Source organism: Streptococcus mitis NCTC 12261, assembly GCF_000148585.2.
GTDB classification, from domain to species: Bacteria; Bacillota; Bacilli; order Lactobacillales; family Streptococcaceae; genus Streptococcus; species Streptococcus mitis.
In genome coordinates, this window is record NZ_CP028414.1 from 720,301 (window position 1) to 738,672 (window position 18,372).

The following is an 18,372-nucleotide window of genomic DNA, read 5'->3' on the forward strand; positions in this document are numbered from 1 at the left end:
GAGAAGTAGTTCCCTTGGTCTAAAAAATATGATATAATCATTACGATTGTTTCAAGTTAAAAAGGAGTTTAATATGTCTGGTAGTCTAGTAGTATATCTTATAATTGCAATTGCAATTATATTGCTGATTTCATATGCTATAGCAATTTATGTACGGAAACGCAATGAAAGTAAATTAGCAATTTTAGAAGAGAAAAAAGAAGAGCTGTACAATCTTCCAGTTAATGATGAAGTTGAAGCTGTAAAAAATATGCACTTGATTGGACAAAGTCAAGTGACTTTCCGTGAATGGAACCAAAAATGGGTTGACCTATCTCTTAACTCTTTTGCCGATATCGAAAATAATCTTTTCGAGGCAGAAGGTTATAACAATTCATTCCGTTTTTTCAAGGCCAGTCATCAAATTGACCAAATAGAGAGCCAAATTACTTTGATTGAAGAAGATATTGCGGCAATTCGCAATGCCTTGGCAGATTTGGAGAAACAAGAATCTAAAAATAGTGGACGTGTTCTTCATACCTTGGACTTGTTTGAAGAGTTGCAACACCGAGTTGCTGATCATTCTGAAGAATATGGCCAAGGTTTATCTGAAATCGAAAAACAATTGGAAAATATCCAATCAGAGTTTTCTCAGTTTGTTACTTTGAATACTTCAGGTGACCCAGTAGAAGCTGCTGTAATTTTGGATAATGCTGAGAATCATATCTTGGCTTTGAGTCACATTGTTGACCGCCTGCCAGCGATTGTAAAAACATTATCTAAAGAGCTACCTGATCAGCTGGAAGATTTAGAAGATGGCTACCGTAAGCTTTTAGATGCTAATTATCATTTTTCTGAGACGGATATTGAATCTCGCTTCCAATTGCTTTATGAAGCTTTGAAGAAAAACCACGAAAATATTGCACAATTAGAGTTGGATAATGCTGAGTATGAAAATACTCAAGTTCAAGAAGAAATCAATGCACTCTATGATATCTTTACACGAGAAATTGCTGCTCAAAAAGTAGTAGAAGGCTTTGTTGCAACCCTTCCTACATATTTGAAACACATGAAAGATAGTAATGCTGTTTTAGTGGAAGATATTCAACGATTGAGTAACAATTACCTACTATCTGACACGGATGTTAGTCATGTACACAGATTACAAGCTGAGTTAGAATCTCTGGAAGAATCTGTATTGGAATTAACTTCTGAACAAGAGGAATATTCTGAGCCATATTCATTACTTGAAGAACGTTTGGAAAACTTACAAGCAACTTTGAAAGAAATTGAGGATGAACAAGTTGCGGTTAGTCAACGTCTTGCTCAGATTGAAAAAGATGATATCAATGCTCGCCAGAAGGCAAATGTTTATGTCAATCGTCTTCATACCATTAAGAGATATATGGAAAAACGCAATCTTCCAGGTATCCCTCAGAATTTCTTACAGTTGTTCTTTACAGCAAGTAACCATACAGAAGAGTTGATGGCTGAGCTAGAAGAAGCCCAGGTCAATATCGAAGCTGTAAACCGTATGCTTGAAATTACAACAAATGATATGGAAGCACTTGAAGCAGAAACGTATAATATTGTTCAATATGCAACATTGACAGAACAATTGCTACAGTATTCGAACCGTTACCGCTCATTTGATGAACGAATTCAGGAAGCCTTTAATGAATCATTAGAAATTTTTGAAAAAGAATTTGATTACCATGCTTCATTTGATAAGATTTCGCAAGCTTTAGAAGTTGCAGAACCTGGTGTAACCAACCGTTTTGTTACTTCATATGAAAAAACACGTGAGACAATTCGTTTCTAAAAAAGGCTCTTTGTCAACTGTAGTGGGTTGAAGAAAAGCGGCTCTTTGTCAACTGTAGTGGGTTGAAGAAAAGCTAAGATTGAGAAAGGACACATTTCGTCCTTTCTTTTTTGATATTGAGAGCGATAAAAATTCGTTTTTTGAAGTTTTCAAAGTTCCGAAAACCAAAGGCATTTCGCTTGATAAGTTTGATGAGATTATTGGTCGCTTCCAATTTGGCGTTGGAATAGGGTAGTTGAAGGGCATTGACGATTTTCTCTTTATCCTTGAGAAAGGTTTTAAAGACAGTCTGAAAAAGAGGATGAACCTGCTTAAGATTGTCCTCAATAAGTCCGAAGAATTTGTCAGGTTCCTTGTTCTGAAAGTGAAAAAGCAAGAGTTGATAGAGATTGTAGTGGTGTTTCAAGTCTTCTGAATAGCTCAAAAGCTTGTCTAGAATTTCTTTATTTGTTAAGTGCATGCGAAAAGTAGGGCGATAAAAACGTTTATCACTGAGTTTACGACTATCCTGCTGTATGAGCTTCCAGTAGCGCTTGATGGCTTTGTATTCATGGGATTTTCGCTCAAATTGATTCATGATTTGGACACGAACACGACTCATAGCACGGCTTAAGTGTTGTACAATGTGAAATCGATCTAGAACGATTTTAGCACATGGAAAAAGCTGTTTAGCCAAGGCATAATAAGGACTAAACATATCCATCGTAATGATTTTCACCTGACAACGAACAGCTCGCTCGTAGCGCAGAAAGTGATTTCGTATGATAGCCTGTGTTCTGCCTTCAAGAACAGTGATGATGTTGAGATTATCAAAATCTTGTGCAATGAAACTCATCTTTCCCTTGGTAAAGGCATACTCGTCCCAAGACATAATCTCTGGAAGACGAGAAAAATCATGCTTAAAACGGAAGTCATTAAGCTTGCGAATGACAGTTGAAGTTGAAATAGCTAGTTGATGAGCGATATCGGTCATAGAAGTTTTTTCAATCAATTTTTGCGCAATTTTTTGGTTGATAATACGAGGAATTTGGTGATTTTTCTCGACGAGAGAGGTCTGTGAGACCATCATTTTAGAGCAATGATAGCACTTGAAACGACGCTTTTTAAGGAGGATTTTGGTAGGCATACCAGTTGTTTCAAGGTAAGGAATTTTCGATGGTTTTTGGAAGTCATATTTCTTCATTTGACTTCCACATTCAGGACAAGATGGGGCCTCATAATCCAGTTTAGCGATGATTTCCTTGTGGGTATCTCTATTAACAACATCCATAATTTGGACATTAGGGTCTTTGATATCGAGCAGTTTTATGATAAAATGTAATGGTTCCATATGATTCTTTCTAATGAGTTGTTTCGTCGCTTTTCATTATAGATCTTATGGGACTTTTTTTCTACACAAAAATAGGCTCCATAATATTTATAGGGGATTTACCCACTACAAATATTATAGAGCCATCTTTTTTATTGCTTAATTGTTTTTAAAAATGCCCAGTTACCAATTGATTTTGATCCGTATTCTAAGTCCATATAGTCCAGTAATACATAATCATTTTTTTCATAGAAAGAGGCATTGTTTGCTGTGCTTGTAATGAGGCCCAAGTACTTACAGCCTTTTGATTTGACATAGGGTTCAATTCCTTGTGTCAGAAAAGTACTGCCTATTCCCTGGCCTTTATTTACTGTATTGACAGCTAAAGCCATCAAATACCAATCAAACTCACCTGATTGTTCTAAGTGCTTTTTGGAACGTTTTACAAAGTCAAAGTATTTAAAAAGATTACGTGGTCGAATGTAGCGAAAAATTTTTGTTCCGCCATTTCGTAGATAGGATAGTATACAGAAATCCTTTTGTTGCAAAAGGGCAACTGCTAGTAATTCTCCATCTTGTTCAGCAATTAAACAGTTTCCTTTTTTAATATAGACTCTAGTAAGCAGAATTTGCAATGTTTCTACGAAAGAAGGATAGGAATCAGCTTTCTTTAAACCATCAATTATTATCGTTAAAAAAGGATAGTCAAGAAAGGACTTGGCTAATAGTTTTCCAATTTTTTCGTACTCCTCAATTCTTGCCTCTCTATATATTATGTCTCCCATGTTTGTTTCCTTAGTTACCTATGAAACCGTGTTTGATAGGATTGTAAGATAAAAAATTGGAGATGATTTAAAAAGCAAGTGAGAACCTCGTTTTGTGCTGTAAGGTTCAAAAAACTTTTTAATCTCTCCAAAATGTTATTTGGTTGGAATCGAAATTCCAATTAATTTTTCTGAATAGAGGGTTTTGATATTGGCCTCATCAATAGAATCCTTATCAATTTTACGTTTCAAGAAAAACTCTTGAATAGCTTCGATTTCAGGTTCGCGAATAGCACGGTGTTTGTTTGAGATGAGGATTTCATAGTGAAGCGGAGCTTGGGTAAAAATAACATCAGTATTCCCTGCAGAATAGACCTCAACAAGGGTTGCATCTGTACTTTCTAGCTGGCTTTTTACAAGTTGCGAGTGTGAGTTTGTCGTATTGATTAGCTTCATAACATTTCCTCCGATTTTCTAATTCTATTATAGCACTTTTTAAATAAAGTAGCTTGCTTTATACTCAATGAAAATCAAAGAGCAAACTAGGAAGCTAGCCGCAGGCTGTACTTGAGTACGGCAAGGCGAAGCTGACGTGGTTTGAATTTGATTTTCGAAGAGTATTAGTCAATCTTATGATGTTTTTTCCAAGATTGGATGGCCCATTTATGGCTACCACGTTTGAGATTTTCAATAGCCTCGTCAATAGGGAACCAGGCAATATGATTAAAGTCTTCTAGTGGCTTTTGCACTTCTTTGAAAGAAGTTGCTTCATAGAGGTAGGCAGGATTGTAGTAGTAGGTGTCACGATGACGAGAGTAGAAATATTCGTCAGCTTGTCCGTAATAGGCACCAATTTCAGCTGTGAAGCCAAGCTCTTCAATCAATTCACGTTTTAGGGCTTCCTGATGGTTCTCACCAGCTTCAATTTCGCCACCTGGTAGGAACCAAGCGCCATTGGGTGCTTGAACAAGAACAATTTGTTTTTGTTCAGCATCAGGTATAACTGCATATACGCCATAGCGTGAAACATAGTCTGTATTCGCTTTTTTTTCTCCGAAAGTTGGGTTTGCCATTGCATTTTCCTCATTATCTATTATCTTTATTATTATCTTAATGGACAAAGGCCTAGCTGTCAAGAATTTATAGTTATTTTAGTAAAAAGGAGCAGAAAATTTTCATTTTCTACTCCTTTTCTATAGGATTTATACTTCTTTTTCAGAAGTCTTTACTTCAGCTTTTTTGGCAGATTTGATTTGAATGTTACCCTTGCTGGTCATCACTGCCTTGAGGTCTTTTTCGCTTGGATTTTCAAGGTAGTAGTCAGTGATTGCGTCCTCAATATAGTCTTGAATAGTACGACGAAGTGGGCGTGCTCCCATTTTTGGATCATAACCAAGGTCAACCAATTTTTCCTTGACCTTGTCGGTTACATCCAAATGAATGTTGTTGCTAGAAAGACGTTTGTTAACATCTGCAAGCATAAGCTCGACAATCTGAAGGAGGTTATCTTTGCTGAGAGCCTTAAATTCGATAATACCATCAAAACGGTTCATAAACTCTGGGCTAAAGAAGTTACCGAGTTCACCAAGAACAGAGTTGGTACGTCCTTCTCTAGCAGCACCAAATCCAACGCTAGCTTCTGCCTTACCTGTACCTGCATTTGAAGTCATGATGATGATGGCGTCCTTGAAGCTAACGGTACGTCCTTGTCCATCTGTTAAACGACCATCGTCCAAGACCTGGAGGAACATATGCATGACATCTGGATGGGCTTTCTCTACTTCATCCAAGAGAATAAGAGAGTAGGGATTGCGGCGGACTTTTTCAGTTAATTGCCCAGCCTCGTCATAGCCGACATAACCTGGAGGGGCACCGACTAATTTCGCCACACTGTGTTTTTCCATATATTCACTCATATCAAAGCGAATCATGCTGTCAGCAGAACCAAAGAGTTCGATAGCTAATTGTTTGGAAAGTTCTGTCTTACCGACTCCAGTTGGCCCAACGAAAAGGAAACTTCCGATTGGGCGGTTAGGGGTACCGAGACCGACACGATTACGGCGAATAGCCTTGGCAATCTTATCGACAGCATCATCTTGTCCAATAACATGAGACTTGAGGTCTTCGGCTAGATGGATGAGTTGAGATTGTTCTTTCTCTTTTAAATCACCAACAGGAATATTGGTTTTCTGCTCGATAATGTGCTCAATGGTTTTCTCACTAATGATAGGAGTATCTTGGTCTGTGACCTTTTTCTTTTGCATTTCCTTATACTTGGCAATCTGGTCACGGAAGTAGGCGGCCTTCTCAAAATCTTCTTCTCGTGTAGCTTGAGATTTAAGATTTTCAGCCTCAATCAAGCGCTGATCGATTACTTTAGGATCCACAAAATTCAAGGTCAAGTTCATCTTAGAACCAGCTTCATCTAGGAGGTCAATGGCCTTGTCAGGCAAGAAGCGATCTTGGATGTAGCGATTGGACAGAGTTGCAGCTGCTTCAATTGCAGCATCGGTATACTGAACGTGGTGGTAGTCTTCGTATTTCTTTTGAATGCCTTTGAGGATAGTAATTGTTTCCTCCACTGTTGGTTCATCCACTTTAACAGGTTGCATACGACGCTCTAGGGCTGCATCTTTTTCAATGATACGGTATTCATTGAGGGTAGTAGCACCGACCAATTGCAGCTCTCCACGAGCAAGGGCGGGCTTGAGGATATTTCCTGCATCCATATTGCCATCGCCCGCAGAACCAGCACCGACAATTTCATGGATTTCATCGATAAAGAGGATGATGTCCTCACGTTTGCGAATTTCTTCCATGAGTTTTTGCATGCGTTCTTCAAATTGTCCACGGATACCCGTTCCTTGAACTAAGCTAACCACATCCAGACGGATGACTTGTTTTCCTTGTAGTTTATGGGGAACATCTCCATCAACTATTTTCTGAGCTAGACCTTCGACAACGGCAGTTTTTCCGACACCTGGTTCACCGATAAGAACAGGATTATTCTTGGTTCTGCGATTGAGAATTTCTATGACACGGATAATCTCATCGTCGCGCCCAATAACGGGGTCAATATCTCCACGACGGGCAATTTCAGTTACGTTGATACCAAATTCTTCCAGTAGGCCTTTTTCTTGGCTTGGTGGAGGAGTTTGAGCAGGTCCACGATTTTGGGAACCATAACCGCCATTTCCACCGTAACCTCCACCTGATTGGGTTGGGGGAGTCGGAGGAGTATTGTTAGAAGGCCTGAAATTGTTTAGGTCATTGAAGAAATCACCAAAGGGATCAAAGTCACGATTGTTCAGATCCGTAATACCTTTAAAGAGGCTATTGTTAGGATCTGTCTTGATAATCTTATAGCAGTTTTGACAGAGGTCAATTTGTTTTTGCTTTCCATTGAGATTGGTATAAAGATGAATCGTTGAGTCATTGATTTTACAGTTTTGACAAAGCATACATCTACCTCATTTCTTTATTTAGCCTGACCTGTTTAATGGTCAAAAATAGTCAAATTTCTATACTCTCATTATAACAGGATTGGGGTGTAAAGCAAGTAAAAAGATTGCAGCTTTGAGAAGTTGTTACAATGAAGAACTTTGTGGATTTGGACTATAAAAAAATCCTATTTGTGAGACAAAAAGGATTTTGGTTAGACATGCAGGGTGTAATCCCAGCTTGTTTTGTATTAGTAAAGGAGTTCGTAAATCTCCATTGCAATCAAGTCAATGCTGTCAAACGTATAAGTTTCGCGAGCTTCGACATCACGAAGGGTAAAGATTGAGCCGTTTTCTTCGTCGTGGCTGTATGCAACTTCTGCAACAACAACTCCTTCGCGTTCAAAATTACGTTTTAAATTTCCACCGTCTTTTGTCATTGCTTCAAGGCGGTTGATGATTCTAACCAAATGTGATTCCATTTTGATTCTCCTTCATTTCTTATCGTTACTATTTTACCATAAAGGAGGTCAACTTGCCTAGAAAAAACTAAGATTTCTCGCTAATTCTACTAGCTTAAAGGTTTTTTGAATAAATTAGACAAAAGATTTGAATTTTAATTCAATACATGTTATAATCATACAGTATTCTATTTTAGAAAGCAGTGTGACTATGAATTTTTCTTTTTTACCTAAGTATTTACCTTATTTTAACTATGGGGCTGTCGTGACGGTTCTCATTTCTATCTGTGTTGTCTTTTTTGGGACTATTTTGGGTGTTGTCTTGGCTTTTGGGCAACGTTCAAAGTTTAAACCGCTTGTTTGGCTCGCCAACTTGTACGTTTGGATTTTCCGCGGGACACCGATGATGGTTCAGATTATGATTGCCTTTGCCCTTATGCACATCAATGCTCCGACTATTCAGGTTGGAATTTTGGGTGTTGATCTTTCTCGTCTGATTCCAGGGATTTTGATTATCTCTATGAACAGTGGTGCCTATGTTTCTGAGACTGTTCGTGCTGGGATTAATGCGGTTCCAAAAGGTCAGTTAGAGGCGGCCTATTCTTTAGGGATTCGTCCTAAAAACGCTATGCGCTATGTGATTTTGCCACAAGCAATCAAAAATATCTTACCAGCATTGGGGAACGAATTTATCACTATTATCAAGGATAGTTCCCTCTTATCAGCTATTGGTGTTATGGAGTTGTGGAACGGGGCTACAACAGTTTCTACAACAACCTATCTACCTTTAACACCACTTTTATTTGCAGCCTTTTACTACTTGATTATGACCTCTATTTTGACAGTAGCCTTGAAAGCTTTTGAAAAACGTATGGGACAAGGAGATAAGAAATAATGACAGAAACCTTGATAAAAATTGAAAATTTACATAAATCATTTGGAAAGAATGAAGTATTGAAGGGCATCAACCTCGAGATTAAAAGAGGAGAAGTTGTCGTTATCATCGGTCCTTCAGGGAGCGGGAAATCTACCTTGCTTCGCTCTATGAATTTGTTAGAAGAAGCGACCAAAGGGAAGGTTATCTTTGAGGGAGTCGATATTACGGACAAGAAGAATGACCTCTTTGCCATGCGTGAGAAGATGGGCATGGTTTTCCAACAATTTAACCTCTTTCCTAATATGACTGTGATGGAAAATATCACCTTGTCACCTATCAAGACTAAAGGTGAAAGCAAGGCAGTTGCTGAGAAGAGAGCCCAAGAGTTGTTGGAAAAAGTTGGCTTACCAGATAAGGCAGATGCTTACCCACAGAGTTTGTCAGGTGGCCAGCAACAACGAATTGCTATTGCGCGTGGGTTGGCCATGGAACCGGATGTTTTGCTCTTTGACGAGCCAACTTCAGCCCTGGACCCTGAAATGGTAGGTGAGGTGTTGGCTGTTATGCAAGACTTAGCCAAGTCAGGAATGACCATGGTTATCGTAACACATGAAATGGGATTTGCTCGTGAGGTGGCAGACCGTGTCATCTTTATGGCAGATGGTGTGGTTGTTGAAGATGGAACACCTGAACAGATTTTTGAACAAACCCAAGAACAACGGACTAAAGACTTCTTGAGTAAGGTTTTATAAGTTAGTTTTGTGGAGCTATTTGTAGCTAACTTTACATATAAAGTATAGATTAATGAAAAGCTCGACTAGAGCTTTTTCTTATAGTTTGAAACTATAGGATAGCCTAGGAAAGAAGTGTTAGAGGGGATTAGCAGTTTTTGGTATAATGGAAGATATTTGAAAGAAAAGAGAAGTGATATGACACAGATTATTGATGGGAAGGCTCTAGCAGCTAAGTTACAAGGACAGCTGGCTGAAAAGACTAAAAGATTAAAGGAAGAAACGGGGCTAGTACCTGGTTTGGTAGTGATTTTGGTTGGGGACAACCCTGCCAGCCAAGTCTACGTTCGTAACAAGGAGAGGTCAGCCCTTGCGGCTGGATTCCGTAGTGAAGTTGTGCGAGTTCCAGATACCATTACTCAAGAGGAATTGTTAGACTTGATTGCCAAATACAATCAAGATTCAGCTTGGCATGGGATATTGGTCCAGTTACCATTACCAAAACATATTGATGAAGAAGCAGTTTTGTTGGCCATTGACCCAGAAAAGGATGTGGATGGTTTCCATCCCTTAAACATGGGACGCCTCTGGTCTGGTCATCCAGTCATGATTCCTTCTACGCCTGCAGGAATTATAGAAATGTTTCATGAATATGGGATTGAATTAGAAGGTAAAAATGCGGTTGTTATCGGTCGTTCCAATATCGTTGGAAAACCCATGGCTCAGCTTCTTGTGGCCAAGAATGCAACAGTGACCTTGACTCACTCACGGACTCATAATCTTGCCAAGGTGGCTGCTAAAGCAGATATTCTGGTTGTTGCAATCGGTCGTGCCAAGTTTGTAACTGCTAACTTTGTCAAACCAGGTGCGGTTGTCATTGACGTTGGGATGAATCGCGATGAAAATGGTAAGCTTTGTGGAGATGTGGATTATGAAGCGGTTGCCCCACTTGCTAGCCATATCACGCCAGTCCCTGGAGGTGTCGGTCCTATGACCATTACCATGCTGATGGAGCAAACTTATCAGGCAGCGATTCGGACATTGGATAGAAAATAAGAGAAAAATTTTCTGAGAAAAGTGTATTTTCTATAGCTATATCTAAAATGGCAGAAATGAATATTAAATTTTAGAAATAAGTTTATAAAAGGAGGTATGTGCCTCCTTTTTGTTGTATAATGGAGTGAGGTGATTAGATGATTTTAAAAATTTATAATGGGGAATATAGTTTACAATGGGATGGAATATACTACTTAGCACTAATTGATTATCCAAATATTCAAGAGTGGGAATTAGAAAAAATTGCTAAATTTATAGCTTACGAAAAACTTCATAAACGTCAAACAAGTATTGAGTGTGCTGATTCTTGTTTAAAAAAAGAAATTTTAGATTACATCTGTCAGCATCCCTTTCTGCCACCATTTACTCCTACAGATAAAAGAGTAGCCTCGACTTATGACCTACATAAGAGGTTAGTGACTTCAGACTACTGTAGTCATACTACGACTATAGATGCAGCGATTTCTATTTTTAAAACTGGTCGTCTTTTATCTGCTGTGAAAGCCTTTGGGCGAGATGCTGAGGAGTTGGTTTTGGATAGTCGAAATGCTGCATCTGATCCGATAGATTATTTTGACTATGTCATGTTAGGGTGGTCAAATACAAGTTCTGGTTATCGATTGGCGATGGAGCGTTTATTAGGTCGAGCTCCTTCAGAGAAAGAATTACAAGACAAGTTTATTCCTGGAGTAAGTTTTCATTTTATCTATACAGATTTGATTAAAGTTCCTGGTTATATTTTTGATGGTTACCATGCTGTAAAAATTAAGGACATGCTTAATTTATTAAGTGAGTTGTATATTTGCATTATTCCAACTCATAATAAGAGCCAATTTGAAAATATTATTCCAACCAAAATACAAGATAGGGTGTATTATCTTGACTATGCTGGAGAAGACTTAGAAGAGTGGACTAAGAAAGTCTATCAAGTTGTTTTAAAACAATCAGATAAAGGATAGTTGAGGAAAAACGATGAGAGTGATTGAGCAAGCATTATTAGAAAAAGTCATTATTGAACGTTCTCGTACAAGTCATAAAGGAAATTACGGTCGTCTGCTGTTGCTGGGTGGGACCTATCCTTATGGTGGTGCTATTATCATGGCTGCTTTGGCAGCTGTAAAAAGCGGTGCAGGATTGGTGACCGTTGGAACGGATAGGGAAAATATCCCTGCTCTGCACAGCCATTTACCTGAGGCTATGGCCTTTTCTCTGCAAGACCAGCAATTGTTACAAGAGCAATTGGAGAAGGCAGAAGTTGTCTTGCTGGGGCCTGGTTTACGAGATGATGTTTTTGGAGAAGATTTAGTAAAACAGGTCTTTGCTAGCTTAAGACAGAATCAGATTTTGATTGTAGATGGAGGTGCTTTGACTATTCTTGCTAGGACAAGTTTGTCATTTCCGTCTAACCAGCTTATCCTAACTCCCCACCAAAAAGAATGGGAAAAGCTGTCTGGTATTGCTATTGAAAATCAAAGCGAAGCTGCAACGGCTAGTGCCCTGACTTCCTTCCCTCAAGGAACGATTTTAGTTGAAAAAAGTTCAGCTACTCGTATTTGGCAAGTTGGCCAATCTGATTATTACCAGTTACAGGTTGGTGGTCCCTATCAGGCGACTGGGGGAATGGGAGATACTCTGGCTGGGATGATTGCAGGATTTGTAGGCCAATTTCGACAGGCCAGTCTCTACGAACGTGTGGCAGTAGCAACCCATCTTCATTCAGCCATAGCCCAAGAACTATCTCAAGAACATTATGTGGTCTTGCCGACGGAAATCAGTAGTCATCTTCTCAAAATAATGAAAAAAATATCTCAAAAAGGCACCTGATCGTTTCAGGCGCCTTTATATTTTTAGAAAAATCCTTTAATCTTTCCAACGAGGCCATCTAGACCTTCAGAACCAGAAATTAACTGCTGAGCTTGGGAGAAGTATTCTCCAAGCTGTTCTTGATTTTCTGCAACAAATGTTTTTGCCGCTTCGAAATCTTTTGTTTCGATTAATTCTTTTACTTGGTTAAACAAATCTAATGGGTTCATCTTATTTCTCCTTTTCTTTACTTAACTATTTAATCATCTTTATGATAAAAAATCAACTGTTGCTACTTTTGGCTAATATTCTAACTACCAAAACAAGGTGGACATAAAAATAAAAATGTTCGGTTTTTTTCAGTGTATCCATGAAATAAAAAGTGATACATGTTATAATAAAGTTAGCTCTTTAATGGAGGTGTTTGAGTGGAAAATCTGAAAAAAATGGCAGGTATCAAGGCTGCTGAGTTTGTCAAGGATGGAATGGTAGTCGGACTAGGAACGGGGTCTACTGCCTATTATTTTGTAGAAGAAATTGGTCGTCGGATTAAGGAAGAAGGGTTACAGATTACAGCTGTAACGACTTCTAGTGTGACTAGTAAACAGGCTGAAGGGCTTAATATCCCGCTCAAGTCTATTGACCAAGTAGATGTTGTCGATGTGACGGTTGATGGAGCGGATGAAGTGGATAGCCGGTTTAACGGAATCAAAGGCGGTGGTGGTGCCCTTCTGATGGAGAAGGTTGTAGCAACGCCCTCAAAAGAATATATTTGGGTAGTGGATGAAAGCAAGCTAGTCGAGAAACTGGGTGCTTTTAAATTGCCAGTAGAAGTGGTTCAGTATGGCGCAGAACAGGTCTTTCGTCGTTTTGAACGAGCTGGCTACAAACCAAGTTTCCGTGAAAAAGATGGCCAACGTTTTGTGACCGATATGCAGAACTTTATCATTGACCTTGCCTTGGATGTCATTGAAGATCCAATTGCCTTCGGGCAAGAATTGGACCATATCGTTGGTGTTGTAGAGCACGGCTTATTCAACCAAATGGTGGATAAGGTCATCGTTGCTGGACGAGATGGGGTTCAGATTTTAACTTCAACAAAAGCAAACTAATCAACATAATAAGGAGACACATTATGTCAAAATTTAATCGTATTCACTTGGTGGTACTAGATTCTGTAGGAATCGGTGCTGCACCAGATGCCAATAACTTTGTCAATGCAGGGGTTCCAGATGGAGCTTCTGACACATTAGGACACATTTCAAAAGCAGTTGGTTTGAATGTCCCAAACATGGCTAAAATTGGTCTTGGAAATATTCCTCGAGAAACTCCTCTTAAGACTGTTCCAGCTGAAAGCAATCCAACAGGATATGCAACAAAATTGGAAGAAGTATCTCTTGGTAAGGATACCATGACTGGACACTGGGAAATCATGGGCCTTAACATTACAGAACCTTTCGATACTTTCTGGAATGGATTCCCAGAAGAAATCTTGACAAAAATTGAAGAATTCTCAGGACGCAAGGTCATTCGTGAAGCTAACAAACCTTACTCAGGTACAGCCGTTATCGATGACTTTGGACCACGCCAGATGGAAACTGGGGAGTTGATTATCTATACTTCAGCTGACCCTGTTTTGCAAATTGCTGCCCACGAAGACATCATTCCTCTGGATGAATTGTATCGTATCTGTGAATACGCTCGTTCGATTACCCTTGAGCGCCCAGCCCTTCTAGGTCGCATCATTGCCCGTCCTTATGTAGGTGAACCAGGTAACTTCACTCGTACAGCAAATCGTCGTGACTTGGCCGTATCTCCATTTGCACCAACTGTTTTGGATAAACTCAATGAAGCTGGTATCGATACTTATGCTGTTGGTAAAATCAATGATATCTTTAACGGTGCGGGTATCAACCATGATATGGGACACAATAAGTCAAATAGCCACGGAATTGATACACTCTTGAAGACCATGGGCCTTGCTGAGTTTGAAAAAGGATTCTCCTTCACAAACTTGGTGGACTTTGATGCCCTTTACGGCCACCGTCGTAATGCTCACGGCTACCGTGATTGCTTGCATGAGTTTGATGAACGCTTACCTGAAATTATCGCAGCCATGAGAGAGAACGACCTTCTCTTGATTACTGCGGACCATGGAAATGACCCAACGTATGCAGGAACAGACCACACTCGTGAATATATTCCATTGTTGGCCTACAGCCCTGCCTTTAAAGGGAACGGTTTGCTACCAGTCGGACATTTTGCAGATATCTCAGCGACAGTTGCGGATAACTTTGGTGTTGAAACTGCCATGATTGGGGAAAGTTTCTTAGGTAAATTGGTATAAGATGACGCGATATGCTTTACTTGTTCGGGGCATTAATGTCGGTGGGAAGAATAAGGTTGTCATGGCGCAACTTCGTCAAGAATTGACAGAGTTGGGACTGGGAAAGGTTGAAACCTACATCAACAGTGGCAATATTTTCTTTACTTCGACAGATCCCAAAGCCCAATTGGTTGAAAAGTTAGAGTCTTTCTTTGAAATCCATTATCCATTTATTCAGAGCTTTTCTTTGCTGAGTCAGGAAGATTATGAAGAAGAGCTGAATAATCTGCCAGATTGGTGGATCAAAGATTTGGCACGAAAGGATTTCCTCTTTTACACTGAGGGATTGGATGTTGTTCAAGTCATTGAGACAGTTGAAAGTTTGGAATTGAAAGATGAAATCGTTCATTTTGGAAGACTTGGGATTTTCTGGGGGAAATTCTCTGAGGAATCCTACTATGCAACTGCCTATCACAAATACTTACTCAAGATGCCTTTTTATCGCAACATCACCATTCGTAATGCTAAAACTTTCGACAAAATCGGTCAAATGCTAAAAAATAATAAAGGAGACATACAATGACATTTTTAGATAAAATCAATGAAACTGCTGCCTTCCTGAAAGAAAAGGGTATCCTAGCGCCTGAGTTCGGTCTAATCCTTGGATCAGGACTTGGAGAATTGGCAGAAGAAATCGAAAATCCAGTTGTAGTAGATTATGCAGATATCCCAAACTGGGGCCGTTCTACAGTAGTCGGACACGCTGGGAAATTGGTATATGGAGAACTTGCAGGTCGTAAGGTCTTGGCTCTTCAAGGTCGTTTCCATTTCTACGAAGGCAATCCTCTTGAGGTCGTGACTTTCCCAGTTCGTGTGATGAAAGTACTCGGATGTGAAGGTGTCATTGTAACCAATGCAGCTGGCGGTATTGGATATGGGCCTGGTACTTTGATGGCTATCTCAGACCATATCAACATGACAGGTCAAAACCCATTGATGGGTGAAAACTTGGATGAATTTGGTCCTCGTTTCCCAGATATGTCTAAAGCCTACACACCAGAATATCGTGCTACTGCCCATGAAGTGGCTAAAAAACTTGGTATCAAGCTTGACGAAGGTGTCTATATTGGTGTTACTGGTCCAACTTATGAAACACCAGCAGAAATCCGTGCTTATAAGACACTGGGAGCAGATGCGGTTGGTATGTCTACTGTTCCTGAAGTTATTGTGGCAGCCCACTCAGGCTTGAAAGTTCTAGGAATTTCATGTATTACTAACTTTGCAGCTGGATTCCAAGAAGAACTCAACCACGAAGAAGTTGTAGAAGTGACTGAACGTGTTAAAGGCGACTTCAAAGGTTTGCTTAAAGCGATTCTTGCAGAATTGTAATCATGTTAATAGAATTGAGGAGTATTTTTCGAAAAATCCCTTATAATTTTAGATTTTTCCTAGCAGTAATTCTGCAAGGAATAGTTTCGGGTTTATCTGGTATTTTTCTCCATTATCTATTAGAGATGGTGGAGGAGCTAGCTTTTGGTCAGTCAGAGCATCATAGTGGATTTTTGACAGATGGAGTTTCCTCTTCACGGATAGGACTAAGTTTAATGATGGTGGGTCTTGGCTCATCCTTGGTCTGGTATTTCTTGCAAAAAGGGTCGAAGATTTATTCCATCAAAGCTCAGATGAAGGATGAGACTTCACAATACAAGCTTCATTTTCTAAAACAGCTATTTCATTCAATTTGGCAGATCATTGCAGTTGGAGGGGGAGCGCCTATTGGCAAAGAAGCTGCGCCACGAGAGATTGGAACTCTATTTGCAGGACCAATTGGAAAAATATGTTCTCTCTCTAAGAAGGATCGCATCTTTCTCCTTGCTTGTGGTGCTGGTGCTGGTTTAGCGGCTGTTTATCAGGTTCCATTAACAAGTGTCTTCTTTGTTTTTGAAACCTTAGGAATTGATCTATCTATTAAACGATTTGTCTTAGTCGGTTTGACTACCTATGTCTCAACCTATATAGCAGGCTGGGTTATTTCAGATCAGGCTCTCTACCAGATTCCAGCCATCACATGGTCATTAAAGCAAATATGGATTATTCCCTTATTACTTCTTTTCTTAACCCCACTAGCTTGGCTTTTTGGTCGCTTAAGTAAGGCAGCGTCTTCAAAAAGGATAAAAGATAAACGAATACTTCTAACATTGTCCTCAGCTTTTCTTTTTCTTATTGGATTAGCAAGTTATTTTCCACATCTACTTGGAAATGGACGTATGATGTCTCAGGAAGTATTGAATTGTAGCAATGGCAAAACAGTATTCCTCTTATTTATCCTAAAAGCACTGGTCGTTCTTATTACTCTGTGGGCAGGGGCCTATGGTGGTACACTTACGCCATCTTTTGCCTTGGGGATGGCTGGAGCTGCTCTCTTTGGAATGATTCTAGGTGGAGATAGCCAGCCAAGCATTTTACTTTTGGGATCGGTTTGCTTTTTGTCTGTGACCTTGAGGGCGCCCATTTCTGCAACCGGATTAGTTATAGGTTTCACTGGGCTAGGTATAGATTCTCTTCCGTATCTCTTAGTAACAGCTGTTTTAGCCTATGAACTTGCAAAAATGCTAGACCGCTTTCCTTGGACTAGCATACTGTGTCAGAAGTCAAAGAGTAAAGTAATTAGGTAGGAAATGCCCATTTCTTCTAGTCAATGATTTGATTTAAAAGATTAAAAAAACTCTCAATTTATTTATAACTGTTTTAAATAAAAATGTAGTAGGCCTATTGGAATCTTGATTGAATCCGATTTTTCCTAGCTATGAAATATAAAAATAAAAAAAGAAAGGTAGAGCGCGTGTTCTAATTTGAACACGAACGGAAAACTTTTCTAAAAATTCAGAAGAGAAGGGGAGTTCTGCTTTGAATTGAAGCCGGTCTAATCTTCTCAATATCATCAAAATTAAGAAAGAAAGGAATTGAACCCACCCTAAAAGCAGTGGGAAAAAGATAGTTGGTCTAGCGAGCATCGCTCACTGCACCCAACTCCTATTTTCCCTTTGTTTTTTGACGGGTTTGGTATCTTATATTATGTCTATCCATATTGCTGCTCAGCAGGGTGAAATTGCTGATAAAATTCTTCTTCCTGGGGATCCTCTTCGTGCTAAGTTTATTGCGGAGAATTTCCTTGAAGATGCTATTTGTTTTAACGAAGTGCGTAACATGTTTGGTTATACTGGTACTTACAAGGGCCACCGTGTCTCTGTCATGGGAACTGGGATGGGAATGCCATCGATTTCGATTTATGCGCGTGAGTTGATTGTTGACTACGGTGTGAAAAAATTGATCCGTGTGGGAACAGCAGGTTCATTGAATGAAGATGTTCACGTCCGTGAATTGGTTTTGGCGCAAGCAGCTGCAACCAACTCTAACATCATCCGCAATGACTGGCCACAGTACGATTTCCCGCAAATCGCTAGCTTTGATTTGCTGGACAAGGCCTACCATATCGCCAAAGAACTTGGTATGACCACCCACGTTGGGAACGTTTTGTCTTCTGATGTCTTTTACTCAAACTACTTTGAAAAGAATATCGAGCTTGGTAAATGGGGAGTCAAGGCTGTGGAAATGGAAGCAGCAGCTCTCTACTATTTGGCTGCCCAACATCACGTTGATGCCCTTGCTATCATGACTATCTCTGATAGTTTGGTCAATCCAGATGAAGACACGACTGCAGAAGAACGCCAAAATACCTTCACAGATATGATGAAGGTTGGATTAGAAACCTTGATTGCAGAGTAATTATATCTAAAAAAGGAA

The 18,372-nt window shown here is 39.5% G+C and carries 19 protein-coding genes; 12 read left to right on the top strand and 7 right to left on the bottom strand.

Annotation, left to right across the window (positions count from 1 at the left end):
• Positions 1-73 precede the first annotated feature (73 nt).
• Positions 74-1,801 (top strand): septation ring formation regulator EzrA, encoded by a 1,728-nt coding sequence (ezrA, locus tag SM12261_RS03895; RefSeq protein ID WP_000016890.1) that lies wholly within the window; start codon positions 74-76, stop codon positions 1,799-1,801.
• 73 nt (positions 1,802-1,874) lie between these two features.
• Here ezrA and SM12261_RS03900 read toward each other — a convergent pair whose 3' ends face one another.
• The 6 genes from SM12261_RS03900 to SM12261_RS03935 all read right to left on the bottom strand — a co-directional run bounded on the left by SM12261_RS03900 (position 1,875) and on the right by SM12261_RS03935 (position 7,796).
• A complete protein-coding gene (locus SM12261_RS03900) occupies positions 1,875-3,131 on the bottom strand; it encodes an ISL3 family transposase (protein WP_000433508.1) in 1,257 nt (418 codons plus the stop codon).
• A 131-nt stretch (positions 3,132-3,262) separates the two neighbouring features.
• Positions 3,263-3,895 carry a GNAT family N-acetyltransferase gene (locus SM12261_RS03905; protein WP_000502303.1) on the bottom strand — a complete coding sequence of 211 codons (633 nt, stop codon included), beginning with the start codon at positions 3,893-3,895 and terminating at the stop codon, positions 3,263-3,265.
• 135 nt (positions 3,896-4,030) lie between these two features.
• A complete protein-coding gene (locus tag SM12261_RS03910) occupies positions 4,031-4,330 on the bottom strand; it encodes a DUF1827 family protein (protein ID WP_000767189.1) in 300 nt (99 codons plus the stop codon).
• A gap of 164 nt (positions 4,331-4,494) precedes the next feature.
• Positions 4,495-4,947 carry an NUDIX hydrolase gene (locus SM12261_RS03920; protein WP_000013083.1) on the bottom strand — a complete coding sequence of 151 codons (453 nt, stop codon included), beginning with the start codon at positions 4,945-4,947 and terminating at the stop codon, positions 4,495-4,497.
• Positions 4,948-5,076: 129 nt separating this feature from the next.
• Positions 5,077-7,335, bottom strand: coding sequence for an ATP-dependent Clp protease ATP-binding subunit (locus SM12261_RS03925; RefSeq protein ID WP_000882498.1), 2,259 nt, complete (start codon positions 7,333-7,335; stop codon positions 5,077-5,079).
• A gap of 230 nt (positions 7,336-7,565) precedes the next feature.
• On the bottom strand, positions 7,566-7,796 hold the full coding sequence (locus tag SM12261_RS03935; RefSeq protein ID WP_049515694.1) for a DUF1797 family protein: 231 nt from the start codon (positions 7,794-7,796) through the stop codon (positions 7,566-7,568).
• A 190-nt stretch (positions 7,797-7,986) separates the two neighbouring features.
• On the opposite strand from SM12261_RS03935, the gene SM12261_RS03940 reads away from it, so the two are divergent.
• From SM12261_RS03940 to SM12261_RS03960, 5 genes are all read left to right on the top strand, one after another.
• Positions 7,987-8,670 (top strand): amino acid ABC transporter permease, encoded by a 684-nt coding sequence (locus SM12261_RS03940; RefSeq protein ID WP_001011639.1) that lies wholly within the window; start codon positions 7,987-7,989, stop codon positions 8,668-8,670.
• The gene (locus tag SM12261_RS03945) at positions 8,670-9,404 is read left to right on the top strand and encodes an amino acid ABC transporter ATP-binding protein (protein ID WP_000140954.1); all 735 of its coding nucleotides are present in this window, start codon (positions 8,670-8,672) and stop codon (positions 9,402-9,404) included. Before SM12261_RS03940 ends, SM12261_RS03945 begins: the two co-directional genes overlap by 1 nt.
• Positions 9,405-9,581: 177 nt before the next feature.
• Positions 9,582-10,439, top strand: coding sequence for a bifunctional methylenetetrahydrofolate dehydrogenase/methenyltetrahydrofolate cyclohydrolase (locus SM12261_RS03950; RefSeq protein WP_000192104.1), 858 nt, complete (start codon positions 9,582-9,584; stop codon positions 10,437-10,439).
• A 137-nt stretch (positions 10,440-10,576) separates the two neighbouring features.
• Positions 10,577-11,398 (top strand): hypothetical protein, encoded by an 822-nt coding sequence (locus tag SM12261_RS03955; RefSeq protein WP_000601058.1) that lies wholly within the window; start codon positions 10,577-10,579, stop codon positions 11,396-11,398.
• 13 nt (positions 11,399-11,411) lie between these two features.
• The gene (locus SM12261_RS03960) at positions 11,412-12,263 is read left to right on the top strand and encodes an NAD(P)H-hydrate dehydratase (RefSeq protein WP_001263817.1); all 852 of its coding nucleotides are present in this window, start codon (positions 11,412-11,414) and stop codon (positions 12,261-12,263) included.
• Positions 12,264-12,286: 23 nt separating this feature from the next.
• Here SM12261_RS03960 and SM12261_RS03965 read toward each other — a convergent pair whose 3' ends face one another.
• On the bottom strand, positions 12,287-12,472 hold the full coding sequence (locus tag SM12261_RS03965; RefSeq protein ID WP_001068558.1) for a hypothetical protein: 186 nt from the start codon (positions 12,470-12,472) through the stop codon (positions 12,287-12,289).
• A 198-nt stretch (positions 12,473-12,670) separates the two neighbouring features.
• Between SM12261_RS03965 and rpiA the strand changes: the two genes are divergently transcribed.
• The 6 genes from rpiA (at position 12,671) to deoD (ending at position 18,354) form a co-directional block, all read left to right on the top strand.
• Entirely contained in the window at positions 12,671-13,354 is a 684-nt protein-coding gene (gene rpiA, locus SM12261_RS03970) for a ribose-5-phosphate isomerase RpiA (RefSeq protein ID WP_000429276.1), read from the top strand.
• Positions 13,355-13,377: 23 nt separating this feature from the next.
• Positions 13,378-14,589 (top strand): phosphopentomutase, encoded by a 1,212-nt coding sequence (locus SM12261_RS03975; protein WP_000033090.1) that lies wholly within the window; start codon positions 13,378-13,380, stop codon positions 14,587-14,589.
• Position 14,590: 1 nt separating this feature from the next.
• Complete coding sequence (locus SM12261_RS03980) at positions 14,591-15,151, top strand: DUF1697 domain-containing protein (RefSeq protein WP_000199125.1); 561 nt, start codon at positions 14,591-14,593, stop codon at positions 15,149-15,151.
• Positions 15,148-15,957: a purine-nucleoside phosphorylase gene (locus SM12261_RS03985; RefSeq protein ID WP_000143375.1), complete on the top strand. Its 810-nt coding sequence runs from the start codon at positions 15,148-15,150 to the stop codon at positions 15,955-15,957. The genes SM12261_RS03980 and SM12261_RS03985 overlap by 4 nt, the downstream gene beginning before the upstream one ends.
• A 2-nt stretch (positions 15,958-15,959) precedes the next feature.
• Complete coding sequence (locus tag SM12261_RS03990; RefSeq protein WP_000904384.1) at positions 15,960-17,243, top strand: chloride channel protein; 1,284 nt, start codon at positions 15,960-15,962, stop codon at positions 17,241-17,243.
• 400 nt (positions 17,244-17,643) lie between these two features.
• Positions 17,644-18,354: a purine-nucleoside phosphorylase gene (gene deoD / locus SM12261_RS03995; RefSeq protein ID WP_000022088.1), complete on the top strand. Its 711-nt coding sequence runs from the start codon at positions 17,644-17,646 to the stop codon at positions 18,352-18,354.
• The last annotated feature ends 18 nt before the right edge of the window (positions 18,355-18,372 follow it).